Raw genomic sequence first — 23,237 nt, forward strand, 5'->3', positions numbered from 1 at the left:
CACCTAGAGCATGATGCCGAAAAGTGTGCGCGGTTTTCGGACGACATCATGCTCTAACCATTTAATTTAGAACAGGATTCAGATTTTAGGCCGACCCGGCCTAAAATCATCCTGTTCTAGCCGTCACGATCGCCACGACAGCAACGCAGTCACCAGCCTTGACCAGCCCCGGGAAATGCCGGGCACAAAGAATGCCGTTCATGCCGGCGCGGATCTCGCGGGGGGCCACTCCGGTCCGCCCGGTCGGATAGATGCGAGCGATGACGGCATTGTCGGTGACGACTTCACCGAGATCGATAACAGGTTCGATCAACCCACCCTCCTCTGCGAAGGAGAAGCAGCGGCCGTCCGGCATGTCGAGCCAGGTCGTCGGGCCGGGATCAACGGCGCCCGCGACGATCCCTGCGTGGCGTAGCACGTTCATGGTGCCGCGCTTGGCAATCGCAGCACTTTTGGCCGTGGCGGTGCCGCCGCCGCCGAGTTCCGTGGTGATGAAGATCTTGCCCATTTCCTCGGCCGCGGTGTCGTACATGCCGACCGCATCGATCTCCAGCATCTTCATCGAATAGGGAGCGGCAAACGCCGTCACGAATTCGAAGGCTTTTTCCTGCTGTTGCTTGTTCGGCAGGATGTGGGCGGCGCAGAACGGCAGAAAATCGAGCGTCTTGCCGCCGGAATGGAAGTCGAGGACGAGATCCGCCATCGGCAGAAGCACACGGCCGAAATAGTCGGCGATCTTCTCCGTCACCGTGCCGTCCGGCCGGCCCGGGAAGCTGCGGTTCATATTGCCTCTGTCGATTGGCGAGGTTCTGGTTCCCGCCAGGAATGCCGGATAATTCATGGCCGGCACGATGATGACAGTGCCGTTCACGTCTTCGGCCTTCAGCGAGCGGGCAAGATCGAAAAGCGCGATCGGTCCCTCGTATTCGTCGCCGTGATTGCCGCCGGTCAGCAGCGCCGTCGGCCCCTTGCCGTTCCGGATGACCGTTATCGGCACCATCACCGATCCCCAGGCGGAATCGTCGCGGCTGTAAGGCAGGCGCAGGAAACCGTGCTGGACGCCCTCGGCGGCAAAATTGACCGTCGCGCTGATCGGCGACGGCCGCAAGCCAATTTCTGTCATGACAGCCTCAATCCTTCACCATCAGCCTGCGCGGCACGTCGGCGAAGCATTCGACACCACTGTCGGTGATGAGGATGCTCTCGGTCGTCTCGAAACCCATGTCCTCGAGCCAGAGGCCGGTCATGAAATGGAAGGTCATGCCGGGCTTCAGTTCCGTCCGGTCGCCGGGACGCAGGCTCATGGTGCGCTCGCCCCAGTCCGGCGGATAGGAAAGGCCGATCGGGTAACCCGTGCGGTTGTCCTTGACGATGCCGTATTTCTTCAGCACCGCGAAGAAGGCGTTGGCGATATCCTCGCAGGTATTGCCGGGTCTGGCGACGGCAAGACCGGCTTCCATGCCCTCCAGCGTCGCCTTTTCGGCATCGAGAAAGGCCTGTGTCGGCTTGCCGAGGAAGACGGTGCGCGACAATGGCAAGTGATAGCGGTTGTAGCAGCCGGCGATCTCGAAGAATGTGCCTTCGCCCCTCTTCATCGGCCGGTCGTCCCAGGTCAGATGCGGTGCGGATGCTTCGACGCCGGACGGCAGCAGCGGCACGATCGCCGGATAATCGCCGCCGATGCCGTCGACGCCGCGAGTTCCGGCATCATAGATTTCCGCGACCAGATCGCACTTGCGCATACCGACCTCGATCTTGTCGAAGATGCGGGCGTGCATCGCCTCGACGATACGGGCGGCATTGCGCATGTAGCCGATCTCAGTCTCGCTCTTGACGGCTCGCTGCCAGTTGACGAGGGCGGTTGCATCGACGAAACGCGCATTCGGCAGGTGCTTCTGCAGCGCCGCATAGGCCGCCGCCGAAAACCAGTAATTGTCCATTTCGACGCCGATCGTCAGCTTGCCGAAGCCGCGCTCGGTCAGGATGCCCGAGAGGTAATCCATCGGGTGGCGCTCGGTCGACTGCACGTAGTGATCGGGATAGCCGACGATGTTGTCGTGCTTCAGATAGGCGGTGAACTTGGCGCCATTGGCATCCTGACCGCGGCCGAACCAGATCGGCTCGCCCTGCGGCGGCACGATCACCGCCTGGTGCACGTAGAAGGACCAGCCGTCATAGCCGGTCAGCCAGGCCATGTTCGACGGGTCGCTGATAACAAGCAGGTCTACGCCCTTCGTCTCCATGGCACGCCGTGTCTTTTCCAGCCGCGCGGCATATTCGCCGAGCGAGAATTTGAGTTTGGGCTGGGTCATGTTTCTTCCCTTCTCTTCCGGCGCCGCGCCGGTCAGCTTTCGAATGTGGTCCCGGCATTCGCCGCACCGGCGCGGGCAAAGGCGAGCGTGGCGATGGCGGTGTCCTGGATGCCGGTCCCGGTCAGGTCCGCAATGGTGATCTGGTCGCTGCGCATCCGCCCCGGCGTCCGGCCGGCGACGATCTGGCCGAGCTCGGCAAAGACCGCATCGGCCGCGACCAGGCCGGCGTCGATGGCGTGATGCAACTCGCCGAGGCGCCGCGTCTGCTTCAAGCTGTCGGCGACGTAGAGGCCGGCACCCGCGATGGCGGCCGGATCGATCTCGTTCTTGTGCTCCGCATCCGAGCCCATGGCCGTCAGATGCTGTCCGGGTTCCAGCCACCCGGCCTCGATGATCGGCGTTTCGGACGGCGTGGTAGTGACGATGAGATCAGCGCCGGTCACCGCATGTCTGGCGTCCGGTGTGGCGGTGACGGGAAAGCTGAGCTTTGCGGCCAATTCCGCTGCCACGCTCTGCGCCTTGGCAGCATCGCGCGCCCATATTCTCGCTTCGCGGATCGGCCGGACCAGCGTCAGTGCTTCGAGCTGCAGCCGCGCCTGCATGCCCGCACCGAAGATCGCGGCCACGGACGCATTTTCCCGCGACAGATGTTTTGCCGCGACAGCGCCCGCTGCTGCGGTGCGCACATCGGTGAGATAACCATTGTCCAGCAGTAAGGCCTGCACCAGTCCGGTTCGGCTCGACAGCAGCACCATCATGCCGTTGGTGCTCGGCAGACCAATCTTCGGATTGTCGAAGAAACCGGGGCTGATCTTGATTGCGAAGCCCTCGATGCCGGGCACATAGGCCGTCTTCACATCGACTTCGCCCCGATATTCCGGAATGTCGAGCCGCAGGATCGGCGGCATTGCGATAGCCTTGGTGGCAAGGGCTGCGAAAGCGGCCTCGACGCAATCAACCGCATCGCGATCAAGCGCGATGACTTTCCTCAGTTCCGCTTCCGTCAGAATGATCATCCGGCTCATGGTCCCTCCTCACCGTAGAGCGGCTGCGTCCCGTTGATCACCTGCCGGTGCTGCTCCATGTCGACATTCGCCCCGGACAAGATCGCGACGATGGGACCGCCGCCCCTGATTTTTCCCGCAAGCACCGCTGCGATGCCGACCGCGCCCGCGCCTTCGACGATCTGGCGTTCGCAGGCATAGGCATGACGCATGCCGGCGGCGATTTCCGCTTCCGTCAGCAAGATGACCTCGTCGAGAAGCTCGCGGCACATGGCGAAGGTCACGCGATTGTCGAGGCCGATGCCGCCGCCGAGCGAGTCGGCAAGGCTCGGCATTTCCTCGACCTGCACCGGCCGCCCGGCATCGAGGCTCGCCTTCATCGCCGCACCCTTCTCCATCGTCAGGCCGATCACTTTGATTGTTGGACTGATGCCTTTGACCGCAGCGGCAACGCCGGCCGCAAGGCCGCCGCCCGAGAGCGGCACCAGCACGATTGCCGCCTCCGGCAGGGTGTCGATGATTTCGAGCCCCAGTGTTCCCTGCCCGGCCACGACATCAGGATCATCGAAGGGCGGGACCATCACCAACCCCTCCTCGCGAACCAGCCGATCGACCTCCTGCTGCGCCTCGTCCTGTGATACGCCGACGATGCGGACATCGGCACCGAGGCGACGGATTTCCAAAACCTTGTTCTCCGGCACCAGCCGCGACATGCAGATGGTCGCAACAGCGCCTTCCGCCTTTGCCGCATAGGCAAGCGCCCGGCCGTGATTTCCGGTCGAGGCGGCGACGACACCGCGCGAGCGCTCTGCCGGCGACAAGGACAGCACCGCATTGGTCGCGCCGCGCAGCTTGAAGCTGCCGGTCGTCTGATGATGTTCGAGCTTGAGATGGACAGGTACGCCGGCCAATTCGCCAAGGGAAAAGGACTGCACCATCGGCGTGCAGATCACGCGGCCGGCAATCTGGCGCGCCGCCGCACGGATATCCTCCAGCGAAACGGGCAAGGTGCTCACCATGATCTCAGCCTTCCCGGTAGGGCTTGGTCATCAATTGACCGAGTTCGGGCCGCGCCCGATCGTCGCCGCAAAGCCGCAGGCAAGCCCAGGCGGTCGCGAGATTGCTGGTGACGACCGGCTTGCCGATTTCAGCCTCGATCCCAGCCGCGACCTCTGCTGCCCGCACCGCCGTACAGGAGATAAACAGCGCGTCCGACTGCGGTGCCAGCGCCTGGCGCGCGAAGGCAAGGATCTCGTCCGGCGCGATCCGCGCCATCTCGCGATCATCGGTCAGGCCGAGACAGGTGAAGCGGTCGATCGCAAAGCCGAGCTCCGCGAAATAATCCGCCATCGGCCGGCTGGTCTCGATCGTATAGGGCGTCAGCACCGAAATCCGTCTGGCGCCCAGCGCCTTCAGGCCAGTCACCGCGGCAGCCGTCGGCGTCACGACGGAAACGCCGGGCTTGGCCGCATGGACCGCCGCCTCGATATTCCGGTCACCGATCACCACCGAGGCGGAAGTGCAGGAATAGACGATGGCATCGAGCGCCTCGTCTGGCAGGATCAGTGCCGCGCCTTCCGTCAGCGACGGCTGCATCCTCAAGAGGTTTTCCGGTGTGACCGGATTAGCATAATGGATGCGACTGACATAGACCCCGAGGCGATCACTGGCGACCATGCGCTGGAAGTCGACTTCCGTCGTATGGTCCGTCGCGAGGATGACCAGGCCGATGCGCTTTTCCAGCGGCCGATCCTCCAGCCGCGGCGGCCGGCCGGCAGCGATGATCTCGATCTCTACAGTCATGGTCAGTCATCCATCCTGGCGTAGCGTTCCTCGAGCCAGCGTAATCCCACCACCGAGATCAGGCTGATGACGAGGAAGAAGACGCCGACCAGCGTCATCGGCTCGATGTAGCGGTAGTTGCTGTTGGCGATGCTCTTTGCCTGGTTCATGAGTTCGAGCACGGTGATCGCCGAAAGCAGCGGCGTCTCCTTGAACATGGCGATGAAATAATTGGCGAGCGCCGGGATCATCGGCGGGATTGCCTGCGGCAGGATCACGTGGATCCAGGCCTGGCGCGTCGAGAGATTGGTGGCCTTGGCCGCCTCCCATTGTCCGCGCGGCACGTTCTCGATGCCGGCGCGATAGACCTCGGCGGTATAGGTCGCATAGTGAATGCCCATGCCGATGACGCCGGCGACCAGCGGCGCCAGCCGGATGCCGATATCCGGCAGCACGTAGAAGATGAAGTAGAGCTGCACCAGCAGCGGCGTGCCGCGGATGAATTCCGAGACGAAAGCGACCGTCCTGGAAATGCCAGCGACCGGTGATCGCCGTGCAATGGCGAGCCCCAGGCCAGCGATCATGGCGACGGCAGCGCCGAGGATGGTCGCGAGAAGAGTGATTTTGAACCCTTCGAGAAGGGTCGGCATGATCTGCCAGACGAAGTCCCAATCCCATTCCATCTGATCAGGTCCTTATGCCGTCGAGGCTGCGCGCCATCCGCCGCTCCAGCCAGCGCATTGTCGCGGAGATCGCCGAAGCCATGAGAAAATAGAGGATGAGGATCGTCGCGAAGGGCACCAGCGTATTGCCGGTCTGCGCCCGCACCACCTGCGCCTGGAACGTCATATCCGTCAGCGAGATCAGCGACACGACGGCCGTGCCCTTCAGGAGTTCGATCGCATTGTTGCAGAAGGTCGGCAGCATCAGCGGCAGCGCCTGCGGCAGGATGACGTGACGCATCCGCTGATATCGCGACAGGTTGAGCGCGATGCAGGCTTCCGATTGTTCGCGCCCGACAGCCTTGACGGCGCCGCGCACCACTTCCGCCGCATAGGCGCCGACATTCAGCCCGAGCGCCAGCACGCCCGCCTGCAGCGGCGTCAGGGTCAAGCCCGCAAAAGGCAGCACGAAATAGACCCAGAAGAGCTGGACGAAGATCGAGGTGCCGCGGAAGAACTCGATATAGGCCGTCGCCAGAGCGCGCACGGCGAAGAAGCGCGACAGGCGGCCAAGGCCCGCCAGGAAGGCCATCACCAGCGCCAGCGCAGACCCCATGATCGTCAGTTCGAGCGTCACCAAGGCGCCCTCAAGGATCAGTGTCAGATAGCCGGACCATACCGACATCGGCAACTCGCTTCCTAGGGCATGTCGCGCAAAACTGTGCCGCGGTTTTGCGAGAACGACATGCGTAAAAACACGGACCTGAAGCGCGAGGAGTGCATCTGAAAGATCGCGACGCGCTTTAGGAGATCGTTCGAGGGCGATCCGGCCATGCCTGAGGCATGGCCGGCTGCTTACCCTTTGTTACTTCGCCGCGGCGCAGAGCTTTTCGCGGCTCGTCGACATCGCCGCCTTGGCCGAGAAACCGTAGGGCTCGATGATCTTGGCGAATTCGCCCGATTCCTTCAGCTTCTTCAGCTCGACATCGAAGGCGTCGCGCAGTGCAACGTCCTGCTTGCGGAAGGCCGCGCCATCGCAATAGACCGGAGCATTGACGACGGGAGCGACGGTTTCGAGGTTCGGATCGTTTGCCTTGGCCATCAGGTCATGGATCGACAGGACCGGCAGCGAGTAGACGTCGATGCGGCCGTCCTGCAGCATCTTGATGCCGCTCTGGCCATCCGGAACGACGATGACGCGGTCACGCGGCACGCCGGCCTCAAGCGCCAGTTTTTCCTCGGTGCCGCCGCCCGGCGCGCCGATCTTGGCGTCCGGATTGTCGGCGATGTCCTTGTAGCTCGTCAGCTTCAGCGGGTTGCCCTTCTTGAGAGCGAAAGCTTCGGCGTCGCAAAGGATCGGTTCGGAATAGGCGACGGCGTTGCAGCGCTCGGGCTTCATGAAGAGGCCTGCGGTGATCGCGTCGTGGCGGCCGGCCTGCAGGCCGGGGATCATTGCGCCATATTCCGAGATCGAGGCGACCACTTCCTTGATGCCCAGCTTTTCGAAGATCGCGCGCGCCACATCGGGTGCGGCGCCGGACACCTTGCCATCGGCGCCGACGGCGGTGAACGGCGGCTCGTTGGCGATGGCGATACGCGCAAAGCCTTGCTCCTTCAGCTGCTCGAGCTTGTCATCGGCGGCGGAGGCAGGCGCAGCCGCCGTGACCAGAAGCACCGACAGGCTGGCGGCGCTCAAAAGATATCCTGTTTTCATCGTTCCCAACTCCTCTGATTTTCCTTGAGTTTTGTTCTTGCGGGCAATGTCTGAGGTCAGACGCGGTGCCCCGCCGCAATGATCTTGCGCAGGAAAGTCTGCGTCCTCTCCTGCGTCGGATTGCGAAAGATGTCGCCTGGCTTGCCTTCCTCGACGATCTTGCCGCGATCGAAAAACAGCACACGGTCGGCGAAATCATGGGCGAAGCCCATCTCATGCGTGACGAGAAGCATGGTCATGTCGGTCTCGGAGGCGAGCCGCCGCATGACGTTCAGCACCTCCTCGACCAGTTCCGGATCGAGCGCCGAGGTCACCTCGTCGAACAGCATGATCTTCGGCGACAGCGCCAGCGCCCTGGCAATGGCGACGCGCTGCTTCTGCCCGCCGGAAAGCTGCGCCGGAACGCTCTTTGCCTTGTCGGCCAGGCCGACCATATCGAGAAGCTCCATCGCCCGCTTTTCAGCCACGGGCCGCTTGATACCCTTCGTCAGCATCGGCGCCAGCGTCACGTTGTCGAGCACGCATTTATGCGGGAACAGATTGAAATGCTGAAAGACCATGCCGATCTTTTCGCGCATGCGATGCAGATGCCGTTCATCGGCCGGCACCAGCCCACTGCTACCAGGCATGTGGTAGAGCTGTTCGCCGTCGACCTCGATATGGCCGCCGCTGATCGTCTCCAAAGTCATCAGAATGCGCAGGATCGTCGTCTTGCCGGAGCCGGATGGCCCGATCAGCGCCAGCTTCTCGCCCGGCATGACATTCATCGACAGGCCGTCGAGCACGGTCAGCGGGCCGTATTTCTTGACGATATTGTCGATGCGGATGATGGGCGGAAGCATTCATGTCTCTCCCTGTTGAGACAAGCAATGTCCTAACGATGACGGTCCATCAAAATCATGTCAATTCGTAAAATAATATCATGACAATTATTCTGCACACGCTCAAATACAAGGCAGCGGCATCAGATCGCAAGCAGCAGCTCTTCCGGATTGCCTTGCGCCAATGAGGCGACGATGCCGAGCCCCGTCCGCAGCTCGCTTTCGGTTGTCGAGCCAAGCGAGATGCGCACGGCTGGCGTCCAGCCTTGATCGCCGGTGTGGAACGATTTGCCAGGCGCGATCGCCACGCCGCGCAGCCTTGCCTGCGATACGAAGCCGTCCTCCGTATGATTGCCTGAGAGCGGCAGCCAGACGTGCAGGCTTTGCGGATGCGCCCGGTACGGCAGGCCGGCCAGCATCTCCGCCGCGATCGCGTGCCGGCTCAAAAGGGCACGGCGCTGCCAGTTGACCAGCTCCATCGCCGTGCCGTCGCTGACCCAGCGGGTGGCGATCTCGGCCATGGCAGGCGTCGCCATCCAGTTGGAGACGAGATGCCGGTTGGCGACGGCGGCGACATAGCGGTCGGGCGCGGTGAGATAACCGATCCGCAGGCCGGGAACAGTAATTTTCGTGAAGCTCGTAACGTAGAGTGTCCGCTCCGGCGCAAACGCGGCCATCGGCGGCGCACGACCCTCGACCATCGGGCCGAGAATATCGTTTTCGATGATCGCGATATCATGTTTCGCAGCGACGGTGGCAAGCGCCTGCCTGCGCTCCGCGCTCATCAGCGCCGCCATCGGATTGATCACCGAGGGCTGCAGAAAAATGGCCCGGATCGGTCCCTTTCGGCAGGCTTCGTCCAGCGCTTCGGGGATCATGCCCTCCTCGTCGATCGCCAGCCCTTCGAGGTGCAGACCGAGATAGGTGGAGAGCGGAACCAGCGTATGATGGCTGATCGCTTCGGTCGCAACCGTCGAGCCGGGCGGGGCGACGCTCATCAGCGCCACCGTCATGCCCGATGTCGCACCGTTCGTCACGCTGATGTTCAGCGGCGATACCTCCAGCCCGCAGCGCGCCAGCCATTCCGTGGCGACCGCGCGGTGGCGCGGAAATACCATGTTCGGCCTGAACGAAAGCGCCGAGCTGGAAGGCAGGTTTTCCGAAAGCCAGCCGAAGGCCTGCCGCAGCCTTTCCAAATGGATCTGCTCGCAGACCGGCTTCAGGATCGACAGGTCGATCACCTCGCCCAGCCGTTCCGGCAGGTAGGGCGGTTCCGGCTCGCGCGGCCTGGTCTGGACGAAGCTGCCGCGTCCGATCTCGCCTGTTATCAGCCCCCGGCGGATCAGCTCGTCATAGGCGCGGCTGACCGTCTGCACGGAAAGATGCAGATCGTCCGCCAGCTTGCGATGCGGCGGCAATTGTGTGCCGTCGGAGAGCTTGCCGTCCGTGATCGCGCTTGCGATCTGTTCGGCAAGCGAGAGATAGGCCGGCCGGCGAAGTTGCGAGGGATCGGGGCGCCACTTTGTCATGATTTCAACACTGCTGAAAATCAGTTCAATTGACAATGCCAAAATGCGCTCCCATTGTCTTTTCGCTGCGTTTGAAATGATTTCTTTCTAAAGAAAGCACCATGAAGCTCGACGCCATCGACCTGCGCATTCTCGACGCCGTCCAGCGCGACGGCCGTATCACCAAACTGGCGCTGGCCGAAAAGGCCGGACTGTCGCCGACGCCGTGCTGGATGCGGCTGCGCAAGCTCGAAAAGGCGGGTGTTATCACCGGCTATCACGCGCGCATCGCGCCGCGGCGCATCGCTCCGGTCGCCAACGTGATGATGGAAGTGACGCTCGCCAACCATCGCCAGGCGGATTTCGAGCGCTTCGAGCGCGCCGTGACCGCAATCCCGGAGATCGTCGCCTGCTGGTCGGTCGGCGGCGGCGTCGATTACATCCTGAAAATCATCGCGCCCGATATCGATGCCTATCAGCGGCTGGTCGACGGGCTTCTCGACCGCGAACTCGGCATCGACCGCTACTTCACCTACATCGTGACCAAGACGGTCAAGGAGGACACCGTCCTTCCGGTCTCTTCCTTCACTGCCACCGGTGAAGAACCGAGCGCGTTGTAGACAATCTCTCTGCCAGGCCGCCGTCCTTTAGACCATCTCTCTCTTTTTGCATCCGCCAACAGACAATCTCTCGCCCGCTCCCGTGGAAGACTGACGTCAACCGCCACGAGGAGACTGGACATGACCGCCGTTTTTGCCCGCCCTGCCTATCATGACGCGCTGTCGCGGCTTACCGACCGTCATCTCCTGCGCGATCTGGCCTATGTCGGCGGCCGGTGGATCGCCGGCAAATCAGGGAAAAGTTTCGAGGTCACGGATCCCGCTTCTTCGGCGACGCTGGCCTGGGTTGCAAGGCTTGGCGCCGATGAGACGGCGGTGGCGATCGATGCGGCGTCGGAGGCTTTCGCCAGCTGGCGCGCAATGCTGCCGCAGAGCCGCGCGGCGATCCTGCGCAAATGGTTTGAGCTGATGCTTGCGGCCAAGGAGGATCTGGCACTGATCATGACGCTCGAGCAGGGCAAGCCGCTTGCGGAATCGCGTGGCGAGATCGATTACGCCGCCTCCTTCGTCGAATGGTATGCCGAGGAAGGCAAGCGGCTGAACGCCGAGAGCGTCACTAGCCATCTGCCCGATGCGGAAATGATCGTCCGGCGCGAGGCGCTCGGCGTCGTCGGCATCGTCACGCCCTGGAACTTCCCCTCTGCCATGCTCACCCGAAAGGCTGCTGCAGCGCTGGCCGCCGGCTGCACGGTCGTCGCCCACCCCTCCTCCGAAACGCCGCTTTCGGCACTGGCGCTTGCCGAGCTCGGCGAACGGGCGGGCATTCCCGCCGGAGTCTTCAACGTGGTCACCGGCAACGCCGCAACGATCGTCGGACGGATGTGCACCGATGTCCGCGTGCGCGCCATGAGCTTTACCGGCTCCACCGGGATCGGACGGCTGATCGCCGCCCAATGCGCACCGACCCTGAAGCGGTTGGTGATGGAACTCGGCGGCCACGCCCCGCTGATCATCTTCGACGACGCCGATATAAAAAAGGCGGTCGACATCGCCATCAACGCCAAGTTTGCCACATCAGGCCAGGATTGCCTCGCCGCCAATCGCATTTTCGTCCAGCGGCGGATCGCCGATGCCTTTGCCAAGGCCTTCGCAGACCGCATTGCCGAACTGAAGGTTGGTCCGGGGCTTCAGGATGGCGCCGAGATCGGACCGCTGATGCATGAACGCGCCGTCGGCAAGGTTGAGGAACAAGTCTCCGACGCGCTGGCGCATGGCGCACGGCTCGTCACCGGCGGCAGGCGCCACAAAGCCGGCCGGCTCTTCTACGAGCCGACGCTGCTGACCGATGTGCCGGCGGATGCGCTGATCATGCGCGAGGAGACCTTCGGGCCTGTTGCGGCGGTTACCACTTTCGACACCGAAGACGAGGTCATCGCCCGCGCTAACGATACCGAATACGGCCTCGTCGCCTATATCGTCACGGAGAACGGCGCCCGCCAGATGCGGCTCGGCCGCGCGCTGGAATACGGCATGGTGGCGGTCAACCGGGTGAAGATCACCGGCGCTCCCGTTCCCTTCGGCGGCTGGAAGCAGTCCGGCCTCGGCCGCGAGGGTTCACGCCATGGGCTCGAGGCCTTCACCGAGCTCAAATATCTCTGCATCGACACGGCCGCCTGACCCCATTTCAAGTGAGCCCCCATTCAAGAAAGAGGCTACGACATGCTCGACAGAAGCAACGAACTCACCGCCTGGGACCGCGATCACTTCTTCCACCCCTCGACCCATATGGGCGGGCATGCCCGCGGCGAGACGCCGACCCGTGTCGTCGCCGGCGGCGAAGGCGTCTACATCACCGACACGACAGGCCGCAAAAGCCTCGACGCCTTTGCCGGCCTCTATTGCGTCAATGTCGGCTACGGCCGCCAGAAGATCGCCGACGCGATCGCCGAACAGGCGAAGAACCTCGCCTATTACCACGCCTATGTCGGCCACGGCACGGAAGCCTCGATTACGCTGTCGAAGATGATCATCGACCGCGCCCCCGCCGGCATGAGCCGCGTCTATTTCGGTCTCTCCGGCTCGGATGCCAACGAGACCAACATCAAGCTCATCTGGTACTACAACAACATCCTCGGCCGTCCGGAAAAGAAGAAGATCATCTCGCGCTGGCGCGGTTATCACGGCTCCGGCGTCATGACCGGCAGCCTCACCGGCCTTGCGCTCTTTCACAACGCTTTCGATCTACCGCGGGCACCGGTGCTGCACACCGAAGCGCCCTATTATTTCCGCCGCCCCGACCGGTCGATGAGCGAGGAGCAGTTCTCGCAATATTGCGCCGACAAGCTCGAGGAGATGATCATCGCCGAAGGCCCGGAAACGATCGCCGCCTTCATCGGCGAACCCATCCTCGGCACCGGCGGCATCGTGCCGCCGCCGAAAGACTACTGGCAGAAGATCCAGGCCGTGCTCGACAAATATGACATCCTGCTCGTCGCCGATGAAGTCGTCACCGGCTTCGGCCGCCTCGGCACGATGTTCGGCTCGGATCATTACGGCATGAAGCCGGACCTGATCACCATCGCCAAGGGCCTGACTTCGGCCTACGCTCCCCTTTCCGGCACAATCGTTTCGAACAAGATCTGGCAAATCCTGGTGCAGGGTTCCGATCAGATGGGCGCGATCGGGCACGGCTGGACCTATTCCGCCCATCCGATCTGTGCTGCAGCAGGCATTGCCAATCTCGAACTAATCGATGAACTCGGCATCGTCGAGAATGCCGGCGCGACCGGCGCCTATTTCCGTTCGGAACTCGCAAAGGCCGTCGGCGGCCACCGCAACGTCGGCGAAGTCCGCGGCGACGGACTGATGGCGGCCGTCGAATTCGTCGAGGACAAGGACGACCGGACGTTCTTCGATGCCGGCCGCAAGATCGGCCCGCAGGTCGCCTCCGCCCTGCTCGAACGCGGTGTCATCGGCCGCGCCATGCCGCAGGGCGACATCCTCGGCTTCGCCCCGCCGCTTTGCCTGACACGCGAGGAGGCCGACATCGTGGTCAAGGCCGCGGCGGATACGATCGAAACCGTCTTCAAGAACATCTGAGGGAGAAGAGCGGCATGACGATCCCGGAAAAGATGGCGGCGGTATTGCTCACCGGCCATGGCGGTTTGGACAAACTCGTCTATAGCATGGATGTGCCCGTCCCGAGACCCGCGGACGGCGAGGTTCTGATCCGCGTCACCGCCTGCGGCATGAACAATACCGACGTCTGGGTCCGCCAAGGCGCCTATGGCACCGAGGACGATCCCTCCGCCGTCTCCACATGGCGCAGGCAAGGCAATACGCTGACATTCCCGCGCATTCAGGGCACCGATACGGTCGGCCATATCGTCGACGTCGGCGCCGGCGTTAATCCGGCACGCATCGGCGAACGCGTCATGGTCGACTTCTCGATCTATAACCGCGACGACGACAGCCTCGCAGACATCGATTATATGGGCCATGGCCGCGACGGCGGTTATGCCGAATACATGGCACTGCCGGCCGAGAACGCCCATGTCGTCGCAACCGATCTGACCGACGTCGAACTCGCCACCTTCTGCTGCGCCTATCTGACCGGCGAGCGCATGTTGGAACGGGCAAGGCTTGTTGCCGGTGAACGCGTCCTCGTGACCGGCGCCTCGGGCGGCGTCGGCTCGGCGATCATCCAGCTCGCGCGGGCCCGCGGCGCCGTCCCGATCGCGGTCGCAGGCCCCGGCAAGGAGGCGGCGATGCTCGATATCGGCGCCGAGGCGGTGGTGACCCGCGGCAAGGGCGATCTGGTCGAAGCCGTCCATTCCGCCAGCCGTGGCCAGCCGATCGATGTCGTCGCCGATCTCGTCGGCGGGCCGCTGTTTAACGATCTCCTGAAGATCCTGCGCCCCGAAGGCCGCTATACGACAGCCGGCGCCATCGCCGGCCCGGTCGTTCAGCTCGATTTGCGCACCATGTATCTGAAGCAGCTGGAGTTGCACGGCTCGAGCCAGGGAAGCCGCGCCGACTTCCGCCGGATCGTCGGCTATATCGAAAGCCGGAAGATCCGGCCTCTCGTCGGCGGCGTCTATCCGCTGTCGGAATTCCACCGCGCGCAGACCGATTTCATGGCGAAGAACTTTGTGGGCAAATTGGTCGTGGTTCCCGACGAGAGATGATCCTTGCTTTTGCGGGCGAACCTTATCGGGTTTGCAGCGTTTCACGGCCATGGAATATCATCATGGCACCGGGCTTTCGATGCGTCCGACTATTCCGCAGCAATGCGACGACGTCCTTACCGCGCCCTCACTCGAGGAGGCGGAACGGTCGTTCGCGCCAAAAGGTCGCTGATGCCAGCCTCCGCCAGCACGAAACACCTGACGTCCATTGAACTCGGCAGAATTCGGCGCGCCGTCGGCATAGCGCGCCTGATGGATACCGCGGTCAGATTGCCTGTCATCGGCGTGAGGATCGGTGCAGACTCGATTCTCGGCCTTATCCCGGCCGTCGGCGACATTGCCGCATCCCTCATCGGTCTTTTCATCATCGATGAGGCAAGACGCCTCGGCATTCCCACCCACAAGCTCGCACGCATGGCCGTCAATCTCGGGATCGACGCCGCCGGCGGAACCGTTCCGCTGCTTGGCGATATCTTCGACGTCTATTTCAAATCTCATCGCCGAAACGTCGGCATCATTCTCGACCACTTTGGGATCAGCGAAGATGAGTTGAACCGGCGCATCTGACCAAGCCGACGTCCCTTTGCAACTCCCCTGTCGAGGAATTTGTATGAGGCCGTCGGCACCGGTTCCAACGAGGCCGCGTAACCGGTGCCCTCGCCTTAAAACGACGAGCAACCTGCAGAGGTGGCCGTGAACTGGAGCGCCTTCGCTTAAAGTTCAGTCAGAGCACCGGCCGTCTTCACTGCGTGGTCAAGAACGAATTGCAGCTTGGCCGCGTGGCCGAAACCAGGCTCATCCAGCTGCCCCTTTTGCACGGCATTTGCAAATCGTTGGAAATTGGTGATAACCGGTTCGACCTCGATCTTACGCCAGATTGCCTTGTCGGCATCGGGACCTTCGCAGGCCCTAAGCGTCGAACCTTCAGGTGTATGCACCACCTCCAGCGCGCCCTTGTCTCCATGCAGGCGCAGGCGCAATTCGTTCAGATGGCCAGTCGCCCAGCGCGTTGCGTGGATCACGCCAGCCGCCCCGTTTTCGAGTTCAGCCATCATCAGGAAACTGTCGTTGGCGTCGAGATCATACTCGCCGATCCGATTTCCGGGGCTCTTGTCGAACACCTTAAGATGCGATGCGGCTGCCTTGACGTCACTTCCGGCGGCAAAAACCGCGAAGTCGAGAATATGGATACCGACATCGCCCAGCACGCCATTGGAGCCGTGCTTTGTCGACAGCCGCCAAAGCCATTGCGATTCCTTGGTCCAGTCGCCCCACGCCTTTGAGACCAGCCAGCTCTGGAGATAGGATGCTTCGAAGTGGCGGATCGCGCCGAGGCGTCCGTCCAGCACCATCTTACGCGCTGCTTGCAGCGGCGCTACATTACGATAGGTAAGGTTTACCATCGTGACCTTGCCGGACGCAGCGGCAGCGTCGGCCATTTCTTTGGCTTCGCGGTAGTTTACCGCCAGCGGCTTCTCGCAGAGGACATGCTTGCCGGCGCCGAGTATCTTCATTGTCGTGGAATAATGCGCGCGATCCGGCGTGACATTGGTCACGGCGTCAAACTCTCCCCAGGCAAGGGCGTCATCAAGCGACGTGAAAGTAAGTGGGATACCATGCCTGAGCGCGAAGGCCCGCAGCCGGACCTCGTCCGTATCGACAGCAGCAACAATTTTTACGTCGGCGATTTCGGAAAAATTCATGGCATGGGTGTTTGCCCATCCTCCGGTTCCGAGAATGATCAAGCGCATTTTTGTCCTCATGGTCGTTTATCGAAATCATTACCGTCGTCTTTCACAACCGCCAGATGGTCTTGCCAAATGGAGAGCGACAACTGTCAGCGCAGTGTTTTCCCGGGCGACCGCACGCGTGGCGTCCACGCCCAAGGAAGGTGTTCAGTTCCTCAGCGGTAACCGGCTTCGCCGGCCTGGTGCAGTCTCGGGCCGCGTTCGACGATCGGCTCCAGTGCTTTTTCTACCGGGACATTTGGAGCATCGGTAATACTCGTCAACGACCCCTCAGGGTTATAGGCCCACTTCACGCCGTTGATCAGCACCTTAAGTACCGCCCCGCCGCCCTGACGGAGAGCAACCTCTCGATACGGAAAGGGGATGTTGACGATTGTCTTGGCTGCGCCCATTTCGACCCTGCCCGTCGCACAAACCGTTGCCGCGTCTCCAGGGGCTTTGCGTCAGTTGCGTTTACAGCACGCGGGACCGGCCTGCTTTTCTAAAGCTGATCGATCGAAGGAACCTTGCCGGTCAGAAACGCCAGAGCCGCTGCGCCAACGAGGCCCGAGTTCTGATCCAACGCCGCCAGCATTACCCTGACATCCTTGAATGCCGGCATTGCCCATTGCGTGATGTAGCATTGAATACCCGGCTGCAGCCGGTCGAACTCGTGGGAAAGCCCACCTCCCATCACGATGATATCCGGACTGAAGATATGGATCAGACTGGTGAAGCCGCGACCGAGAATTTCCGCTTCCTCGTCAATCAGTTGATTTGCGAGACGATCGCCATTTCTTGCGGCCGCGAAAACGCTGCGGCTGTCGATGGCGCCGCCGTCGCTGCCTATCGTCGTCCCGCTGGTTTCCATCGCCCTCATTTGGGCGCGGCGCGCAAAAGCCGTTCCGGATCCGTAGGCCTCGAAACAACCCCTGTTGCCGCAGGGGCAAAGCTCTCCGTTCGGCACGACCGACATGTGCCCGACATGGGCTGCCATGCCCTTGCGGCCGCGCACGACGCGACCGTCCGACACAACGCCACCGCCAATGCCGGTGCTCACCGTGACATAGACCAGATTATCGAGCCCCCTGCCGGCTCCGAACTGCCACTCGCCGATGGCAGCGGCAATAGCATCGTTCTCGAGGTCGACCGGAAACGGAAACCGCTTCTGCAATTCCGCCTTCAGTGGAAAATCGACAAAGCCGGAGAGCGTCGGGATATTCGAGGCGACACCGGCGACCGTATCGAGCGGGCCTGGGGCGGATACGCCGACGCCCACTACCGAGGTAGGGTTCGATGCTGCAAGCAATCCATCTGTCAGGCCGCAGATTTGGGCGAGCACCCGGTCGGGGCCCGCCAGCGCATCCGTCGGTTCGGCTGCACGCGCCAGGATCCCGCCGTGCTCGTCGACGAGGGCAGCGCGCACCTGCGTCCCACCGAGGTCGATTCCAATGGCAATCTGCTGCATGTGAAGACCATGAATTAGAGTGCGCGCACCCATGCCATCCGCTCGTCGAGCGACGGCGCATTGAAAGCCAGGGAACCGAGGACCACCGTCTCCGCACCCGACTGGCGCAGGAGAGGCACGGTGTGCTCGCGAATACCGCCATCGGCGGCAAGCACGATCCGATGCGCCGCACCGCAGCCGGCGATGATCTGCTTGGCTTGTTGCAGCCGAGCGCCGGCCTTTTCGTCGAGGCCCTGGCCCTTCACACCGATCGCCGTGCCGAGCAATGTCACAAAGCGCAGCCGGGAAGCGTATTTCTCGATCCGCTCGACTGGGGTATCGACCTTGAGGACCATGCCGGCGGCCACACCGCGGCGATCGAGAAGATCGAGAGCCTGGTCGGCGACGCTTTCGTTTTCAACATGAAGACTGATCAGGTCGCTGCCCGCATCGGCGAACTGCTCGATCTGCGACAGGAGGATGCTGTCGGCGACCATCAGGTGAACATGGATCGGGCGCGCGGACACTTTGCGCACACCGGCAACAAGATCAGGGAAAAACAACATTGCCGGTGCGAAGTGGCCATCGGCGACATCGATGTGGAGGACGTCGACGTGAGGATCGACGCGTGCCAGATCGTCCGCCAGACGCACGAGATCGGCCGACCAGACGGAGAATTCGGCAATCAGGCGATCCTTCGGAAGATCCGCGATCCAGGTCTTGGAGGGGGGTGTCATTGTTTCAGAGCTCCTTCAGAAAATTGCCCATGGCAAGCCGGAAGTCGGCGACGTATTGCGTACGGCTCTCGGTCTTCGATGTGATCTGCACGAAGCGCGCGCCGGCAATCCGCTCGGCAAGAGCATGCGCGTAGGCGAAAGGATGAATGCTGTCCCGATCATGGCCGATAACCAGCGTCGGCAAGGTGAGATTGCCGACCTCCTCGTCGGTCACATCGGGACCATCATTGGAAATCCTGGTGAGCAGTTCGGCGGTCACATCCAAAGGAGAGCGGGAGAAAAAGCCGACGAGCGAGGCCAGATTGTCCGGCGCCTCGGCGGCGAGCCGCACGCCAACCGGCCCGGCAAGGAAGGCGGTCTTTGCCTCATCCGGCGGCAGAGTTTTCAAAAGATGCCCGACTTCGGCGTTGGGTGCCATATTCTCCGGCGCGGATGCCGTCAGCCAGGCCGGCCTTGCGATGATCAGAGCCTTGACAAGATCCGGTCGCTTGACCGCGACACGTAAAGCGATCGCCGCGCCCATCGAGATGCCGCCGATCACGATCGGCGCCGTAAGGTCTTTTTCGATATAGGCGGCGATATCATCGCAGAAGGTCGCGATCGACAGCTGCTCCAGTTTGCCGGCTTGGGAATGGCCGTGCCCGCGCGCTTCGATCGTGACCCGGCGAAAACCTGCGTCGAGCGGAAAGACCTCATCGGTCTGCGCCGCGTCGCCGCATAGGCCGTGCTGGAAGATTATGGACGCGCCCTCGCCCGCCACATCCACATTGAGAATGGCCCCGTCGCTGGTTTCGAACGGTTGCGCCCGTCTCATCTGCCAGCCTCCGCAGAATTACCGTCGAGGCTATTCTTCAGGAAGGTTGCCACACCGGCCGCCTCCGAGGCCGAAAGACCATGCGTGACGAGACTGCCCTTAAAACCGATCGCCTTGAGACGGCCGAGATAATGCGCGTAGTCGAGCACACCCTTGCCGGCAGTCGCGAAACTACCGTCCGGATTGCGATCTTTCGCATGCGCCATGACGATCCGATCGGCCAGAAGGTCGATGGCGGACGAGACAATGTTCCGCTGCTCATCCAGCGTCGCGACCTCGAAGAGATTGGCCGGATCGAGCACGATCTTGATGCGGGGGCTCTTCAGTGCCGCGATCAGCCGATAGGCTTTCTCAGCGGAGTTGACGACATTGGCAAGCTCGGGCTCGATGCCGAGATCGACCTCGTAGCGCTCGGCGATCTCGATGGCCGCCGCCATCGCCGCGAGGAGATCCCGCCAGGCCTCCGGCGTGTCGTTGTCGGCATGCGCCTTCCACTGGTCGATGGGGTCGCGTGTGCCGGTGCAAAGCGTGATCAGAGCCGTCGACATGCCGGCGCAGCGCTCAGCCAGCGTTGCCAGTCTGCGAAGGCCGGCCTCGCGCAAGGCAGGATCCGGATGGATCATGTTGAAAGTGCCGGAAACGGCAACGATCTCGACGCCGCTCTCGCGCGCCGCTTCGGCAACTGAGCGGGCCTGGGCTTCGGTAATCGTCTCTGGCATCGGCGGAAAGCCTGAGCAAGCCATATTGTATTGTGCGCAGGTGAACCCGGCTGCGGCGGCCGCATTGAGAACGGTCAAGGGTTCCGTTCCCTCGAAGGTCTTTGCAAAGATGCCGAGCTTCATCACACGCCACCCGTGACGTCGGCCAGCGCAACCGCCTTGCCGCTTTCGACGGAGCGCGCAACCGCGACCATGGCGCGGACCGATGCCAGGCCATCATCGATGTCGGCGCCTTCCATCACTGCGCCATCCAGAATAGTGCGCGCGAAGCCTTCGACCTGACGGCGGTAGAAATGGCCGTCGGCACCGAGAACGCGATGGGTGGCTCCATCCGCTTCTCGGAAAATGTCCACCTCGCTGGTCTTGTAGTACCACGGGTTATAGGTCTTGCCCAAAATGCTGCCGTTCTTGCCGTAGATCTGAAAGCCTTCGTGCCAGTCCATGCGCACCTGGACGGTGAGATCGAGATGGCCGAGTGTGCCGGAGGCAAATTCCACGTCCACGAACCAGCACCAGATACCGGCTCGCTCGGACAGACGAGCGTTGACGGAAACGATGTCGCCGGCGAAATAACGTGCCGTGTCGATCAGATGGCAACCGTGCGCAAGCATATAGTAGCGCCGCAGGTCGGCCTTCGGATTGGTGGAGGGTTTCTTCGCATCGGCGCTGGTGACGATCAGAGGCTGGACCGCATCGGTCATCGGATAGCGGTGCGTGCTGTCACAATACCATGCTTTGAGAGCGACCATCTCGCCCATTTCATCGCGGATGAAGGACTTGGCAGCCTGCAGCCCCGCGTCGAAACGCTTCATGTGCCCGACCTGAAACACCTTTCCCGACTTGTCGACTGCGGCCTTCAGTTCAAGGCATTCCTCGATGGTGACGCCGACCGGCTTTTCACAGAGGACATGTTTGCCCGCCTGAAGGGCGCGAAGGGAAGCCGGGACGTGAAAGGCATCGGCCGTCGCGATGACCACGGCATCGAGGTCGGGATCGGCCAGCATCTGATCGTAATCGCCATAGGTCTTTTCCGCCCCGTGGGTGATAGCCATGCGTTCGCGGAGATCCTCGGCGACGTCGCAAATCGCATAGAGGTCGGCATTGGCTGCCTTCGTGCAGCTCTCGAAGTGTGCGGCCTGGGCAATCTGGCCCGCTCCCAACACGCCGATGCGGAGACGTCGTTCCTGTTTTGCTGGCATCGATAAGCCCTTTGGATCGGATATTGAAGATGAATGCTGGTTTCGGCGTCGGATGGAATGCTTTCAAGACATCGAACGTCGCCCGCGTCTTCTGGCCGGACCGCCACCGGCGTGTCGGCTCTCCCTCGTCACGTCACAGCGCCATATGTGTTTGAGGATTGAAAAAGTGAAGTTTCGCCGGGTCGATGGCCAGATCGATCGATTGGCCCGTCTCGACCGCGCTGACCGCTTCGAACCGCGCGACCGCGTTGGCGGCCCCGCTCAGGTCCTCGACGGCATCGGGATCGCCCGAGTCGATCCGGACCGCGTCGATCTTCAAGTGCACGATCAACTCGGAGCCGAGTTCCTCGATCGACTTCACGACAACCGGGATCGTCGGATGGGAGGCTCCTGATGGCAACCGGCAGTCGTAGAGGTCCTCTGGCCTGACCCCAAAGATCACATCCTTTCCCTCGAAAGCGGATAGACCGGGATTGCGCTCGAAGGCGCCGTCGGACAAGGGAATGGAGAAGCCCGACAGATGGATCCGCCCGCTCGCCAGACGCCCTTCGAAAAGGTTCATCGACGGCGAACCGATAAAGCCCGCGACAAACGCATTGACCGGGCGGTGATACAGAGCCTTGGGCGTATCCACCTGCTGAAGCACGCCGCCCTTCAGCACCGCGACCCGATCGCCCATGGTCAGCGCTTCGGTCTGGTCGTGCGTCACGTAGATCGTCGTCACGCCCAGCTGTCTCTGCAGGCTGGCGATCTCCGCCCGCATCTGAACACGCAGCTTCGCATCAAGGTTCGAGAGCGGTTCATCCATGAGAAATGCCGCGGGCTCGCGGACCATGGCGCGGCCCATCGCAACACGCTGGCGCTGGCCGCCGGAAAGCTGCGCGGGCTTGTTGCCCAGCAAGGATTCCAGCTGCAGGATCTTGGCGATCTCATGCACGCGCTTGGTGCGTTCGGCCTTGTTCTTTCCGGCCAGCTTCATCGAAAAGGCGATGTTGTCGAACACGGTCATGTGCGGATAAAGCGCATAGCTCTGAAAGACCATGGCTATGTCCCGGTCCTTGGGTGCGAGATCCACGACATCCTGACCGCCGATGCTCAATGTTCCGCTGCTGATTTCCTCGAGCCCGGCAATCATGCGCAGAGCGGTCGATTTTCCGCATCCGGACGGCCCGACCAGAATCAGAAACTCGCCATCGTGGATCGTCAGGCTCAGATCCTTGATCGCATGGTAGCTGTTTCCATAGGTCTTGCAGATTTTGTCGAGTACAACCACAGCCACGTCTCGTCCTCCCGTACTAGTCCGGATCACATCTTCAAACGGCGCTCCCCGCCGTCTCCGATCCTTTTGACAAGAAAGCTCAGGCCTGAGCTTCAAAGTCAACCAAAGAATCGAGGATAGTTCGCCGCAGATCACCGGACGTTTCTAATATCTATTTGAAAAATATAAATCTTTTACGAGAAATTAAAGATCAAATGCGGAATTATATTTTTTACCGCGCGTAACTTTTATGGTCGAAGTTGCAGCCGTTGAGAGATCGTTCAATGCGATTCAATGACACGTCACCCCGTGAGGCTCTGTTGGGGCGGTCGACCGGAGCCGACACCCATCGCCGCCCGCGCTCATTCTTGACGTCCGGGAATCGGGAGCGGCGCGGGCGCATTCTCCGCCGCCATCCATGCCAGGCACGTCCGGTGATCTGGCAGGCCTCGGCGCCCTCCCCGTGCGGTCACGGAAATGGCGGCAGCCGCCGTGGCATAGGCAATGCAATCAAGCGGGCTCTTACCCCTCGCGAGGGCAAGGGCGTAGGCACCGTGAAAGCAATCCCCGGCGCCGGTCGTGTCGACTGCCTGAACCTGATAGGCCGGCACATGCCACCGGGTGGCATCGCCCTTCTGGCGGAGGTAGGTCCCTCGTTCGCCATCAGTCAGGACAACCGCGGATCGATCCGCGGACCAGAGCTTTTCCAGGATCATCGTGGGATCGCCCTCGCCGGTGTACTCCCGCCCGAAGGCAAGCGGCAGCACCAGGTGGTCGGCGAAAGCC

The 23,237-nt window shown here is 62.2% G+C and carries 23 protein-coding genes and 1 pseudogene; 5 read left to right on the forward strand and 19 right to left on the reverse strand.

Features of this window, described 5'->3' with window-relative positions:
* Positions 1 to 106 precede the first annotated feature (106 nt).
* From doeB to FY112_RS32070, 10 genes are all read right to left on the reverse strand, one after another.
* Positions 107 to 1,123 (reverse strand): N(2)-acetyl-L-2,4-diaminobutanoate deacetylase DoeB, encoded by a 1,017-nt coding sequence (doeB, locus tag FY112_RS32025; protein ID WP_017956582.1) that lies wholly within the window; start codon positions 1,121 to 1,123, stop codon positions 107 to 109.
* Positions 1,124 to 1,130: 7 nt separating this feature from the next.
* Entirely contained in the window at positions 1,131 to 2,312 is a 1,182-nt protein-coding gene (gene doeA / locus FY112_RS32030; RefSeq protein ID WP_094088150.1) for an ectoine hydrolase DoeA, read from the reverse strand.
* Between the two features lie 32 nt (positions 2,313 to 2,344).
* Positions 2,345 to 3,337: an ectoine utilization protein EutC gene (gene eutC, locus FY112_RS32035; protein WP_017956584.1), complete on the reverse strand. Its 993-nt coding sequence runs from the start codon at positions 3,335 to 3,337 to the stop codon at positions 2,345 to 2,347.
* A complete protein-coding gene (gene eutB / locus FY112_RS32040; protein WP_151520204.1) occupies positions 3,334 to 4,335 on the reverse strand; it encodes a hydroxyectoine utilization dehydratase EutB in 1,002 nt (333 codons plus the stop codon). Before eutB ends, eutC begins: the two co-directional genes overlap by 4 nt.
* A 4-nt stretch (positions 4,336 to 4,339) precedes the next feature.
* Complete coding sequence (gene eutA, locus FY112_RS32045; RefSeq protein WP_151520205.1) at positions 4,340 to 5,119, reverse strand: ectoine utilization protein EutA; 780 nt, start codon at positions 5,117 to 5,119, stop codon at positions 4,340 to 4,342.
* 2 nt (positions 5,120 to 5,121) lie between these two features.
* Positions 5,122 to 5,781 carry an ectoine/hydroxyectoine ABC transporter permease subunit EhuD gene (gene ehuD / locus FY112_RS32050; RefSeq protein ID WP_017956587.1) on the reverse strand — a complete coding sequence of 220 codons (660 nt, stop codon included), beginning with the start codon at positions 5,779 to 5,781 and terminating at the stop codon, positions 5,122 to 5,124.
* Positions 5,782 to 5,785: 4 nt separating this feature from the next.
* The gene (gene ehuC, locus FY112_RS32055; RefSeq protein WP_003550191.1) at positions 5,786 to 6,445 is read right to left on the reverse strand and encodes an ectoine/hydroxyectoine ABC transporter permease subunit EhuC; all 660 of its coding nucleotides are present in this window, start codon (positions 6,443 to 6,445) and stop codon (positions 5,786 to 5,788) included.
* A gap of 180 nt (positions 6,446 to 6,625) precedes the next feature.
* Positions 6,626 to 7,474, reverse strand: a complete 849-nt coding sequence (gene ehuB, locus FY112_RS32060) for an ectoine/hydroxyectoine ABC transporter substrate-binding protein EhuB (RefSeq protein WP_017956588.1) — start codon at positions 7,472 to 7,474, stop codon at positions 6,626 to 6,628.
* A 56-nt stretch (positions 7,475 to 7,530) separates the two neighbouring features.
* A complete protein-coding gene (ehuA, locus tag FY112_RS32065) occupies positions 7,531 to 8,316 on the reverse strand; it encodes an ectoine/hydroxyectoine ABC transporter ATP-binding protein EhuA (RefSeq protein ID WP_017956589.1) in 786 nt (261 codons plus the stop codon).
* 122 nt (positions 8,317 to 8,438) lie between these two features.
* On the reverse strand, positions 8,439 to 9,824 hold the full coding sequence (locus FY112_RS32070) for a PLP-dependent aminotransferase family protein (RefSeq protein WP_051077313.1): 1,386 nt from the start codon (positions 9,822 to 9,824) through the stop codon (positions 8,439 to 8,441).
* A gap of 101 nt (positions 9,825 to 9,925) precedes the next feature.
* On the opposite strand from FY112_RS32070, the gene FY112_RS32075 reads away from it, so the two are divergent.
* From FY112_RS32075 to FY112_RS32095, 5 genes are all read left to right on the forward strand, one after another.
* Positions 9,926 to 10,423 (forward strand): Lrp/AsnC family transcriptional regulator, encoded by a 498-nt coding sequence (locus tag FY112_RS32075; protein WP_017956591.1) that lies wholly within the window; start codon positions 9,926 to 9,928, stop codon positions 10,421 to 10,423.
* Between the two features lie 120 nt (positions 10,424 to 10,543).
* On the forward strand, positions 10,544 to 12,040 hold the full coding sequence (locus FY112_RS32080; protein WP_131620139.1) for an NAD-dependent succinate-semialdehyde dehydrogenase: 1,497 nt from the start codon (positions 10,544 to 10,546) through the stop codon (positions 12,038 to 12,040).
* 42 nt (positions 12,041 to 12,082) lie between these two features.
* Positions 12,083 to 13,462: an aspartate aminotransferase family protein gene (locus FY112_RS32085; RefSeq protein WP_017956593.1), complete on the forward strand. Its 1,380-nt coding sequence runs from the start codon at positions 12,083 to 12,085 to the stop codon at positions 13,460 to 13,462.
* Between the two features lie 14 nt (positions 13,463 to 13,476).
* The gene (locus FY112_RS32090; RefSeq protein ID WP_017956594.1) at positions 13,477 to 14,550 is read left to right on the forward strand and encodes an alcohol dehydrogenase family protein; all 1,074 of its coding nucleotides are present in this window, start codon (positions 13,477 to 13,479) and stop codon (positions 14,548 to 14,550) included.
* Between the two features lie 171 nt (positions 14,551 to 14,721).
* Positions 14,722 to 15,117, forward strand: coding sequence for a DUF4112 domain-containing protein (locus FY112_RS32095; RefSeq protein WP_011648837.1), 396 nt, complete (start codon positions 14,722 to 14,724; stop codon positions 15,115 to 15,117).
* 146 nt (positions 15,118 to 15,263) lie between these two features.
* Here the strand turns inward: FY112_RS32095 and FY112_RS32100 are convergent, their stop codons facing one another.
* From FY112_RS32100 to FY112_RS32140, 9 genes and pseudogenes are all read right to left on the reverse strand, one after another.
* A complete protein-coding gene (locus FY112_RS32100) occupies positions 15,264 to 16,301 on the reverse strand; it encodes a Gfo/Idh/MocA family oxidoreductase (protein WP_017956595.1) in 1,038 nt (345 codons plus the stop codon).
* Between the two features lie 152 nt (positions 16,302 to 16,453).
* A pseudogene (locus FY112_RS32105) lies at positions 16,454 to 16,609 on the reverse strand (trehalose utilization protein ThuA); the annotation flags it as partial.
* A 170-nt stretch (positions 16,610 to 16,779) separates the two neighbouring features.
* The gene (locus FY112_RS32110; RefSeq protein ID WP_131620245.1) at positions 16,780 to 17,745 is read right to left on the reverse strand and encodes an ROK family protein; all 966 of its coding nucleotides are present in this window, start codon (positions 17,743 to 17,745) and stop codon (positions 16,780 to 16,782) included.
* Positions 17,746 to 17,759: 14 nt separating this feature from the next.
* Positions 17,760 to 18,461, reverse strand: coding sequence for a ribulose-phosphate 3-epimerase (locus tag FY112_RS32115; protein ID WP_131620141.1), 702 nt, complete (start codon positions 18,459 to 18,461; stop codon positions 17,760 to 17,762).
* Between the two features lie 4 nt (positions 18,462 to 18,465).
* On the reverse strand, positions 18,466 to 19,275 hold the full coding sequence (locus tag FY112_RS32120) for an alpha/beta hydrolase (RefSeq protein ID WP_131620142.1): 810 nt from the start codon (positions 19,273 to 19,275) through the stop codon (positions 18,466 to 18,468).
* Positions 19,272 to 20,117 (reverse strand): sugar phosphate isomerase/epimerase, encoded by an 846-nt coding sequence (locus tag FY112_RS32125; protein WP_017956600.1) that lies wholly within the window; start codon positions 20,115 to 20,117, stop codon positions 19,272 to 19,274. Before FY112_RS32125 ends, FY112_RS32120 begins: the two co-directional genes overlap by 4 nt.
* Positions 20,117 to 21,193 (reverse strand): Gfo/Idh/MocA family oxidoreductase, encoded by a 1,077-nt coding sequence (locus tag FY112_RS32130; RefSeq protein ID WP_131620143.1) that lies wholly within the window; start codon positions 21,191 to 21,193, stop codon positions 20,117 to 20,119. Before FY112_RS32130 ends, FY112_RS32125 begins: the two co-directional genes overlap by 1 nt.
* Positions 21,194 to 21,326: 133 nt before the next feature.
* Positions 21,327 to 22,472, reverse strand: coding sequence for a sn-glycerol-3-phosphate ABC transporter ATP-binding protein UgpC (gene ugpC, locus FY112_RS32135; RefSeq protein ID WP_131620246.1), 1,146 nt, complete (start codon positions 22,470 to 22,472; stop codon positions 21,327 to 21,329).
* Between the two features lie 341 nt (positions 22,473 to 22,813).
* A partial coding sequence (locus tag FY112_RS32140; RefSeq protein ID WP_246700808.1) for a PfkB family carbohydrate kinase occupies positions 22,814 to 23,237 on the reverse strand: 424 nt, incomplete at its 5' end.

Origin of the sequence: Rhizobium sp. PEPV16 (assembly GCF_008919455.1) — a bacterium.
GTDB classification, from domain to species: Bacteria; Pseudomonadota; Alphaproteobacteria; order Rhizobiales; family Rhizobiaceae; genus Rhizobium; species Rhizobium leguminosarum_Q.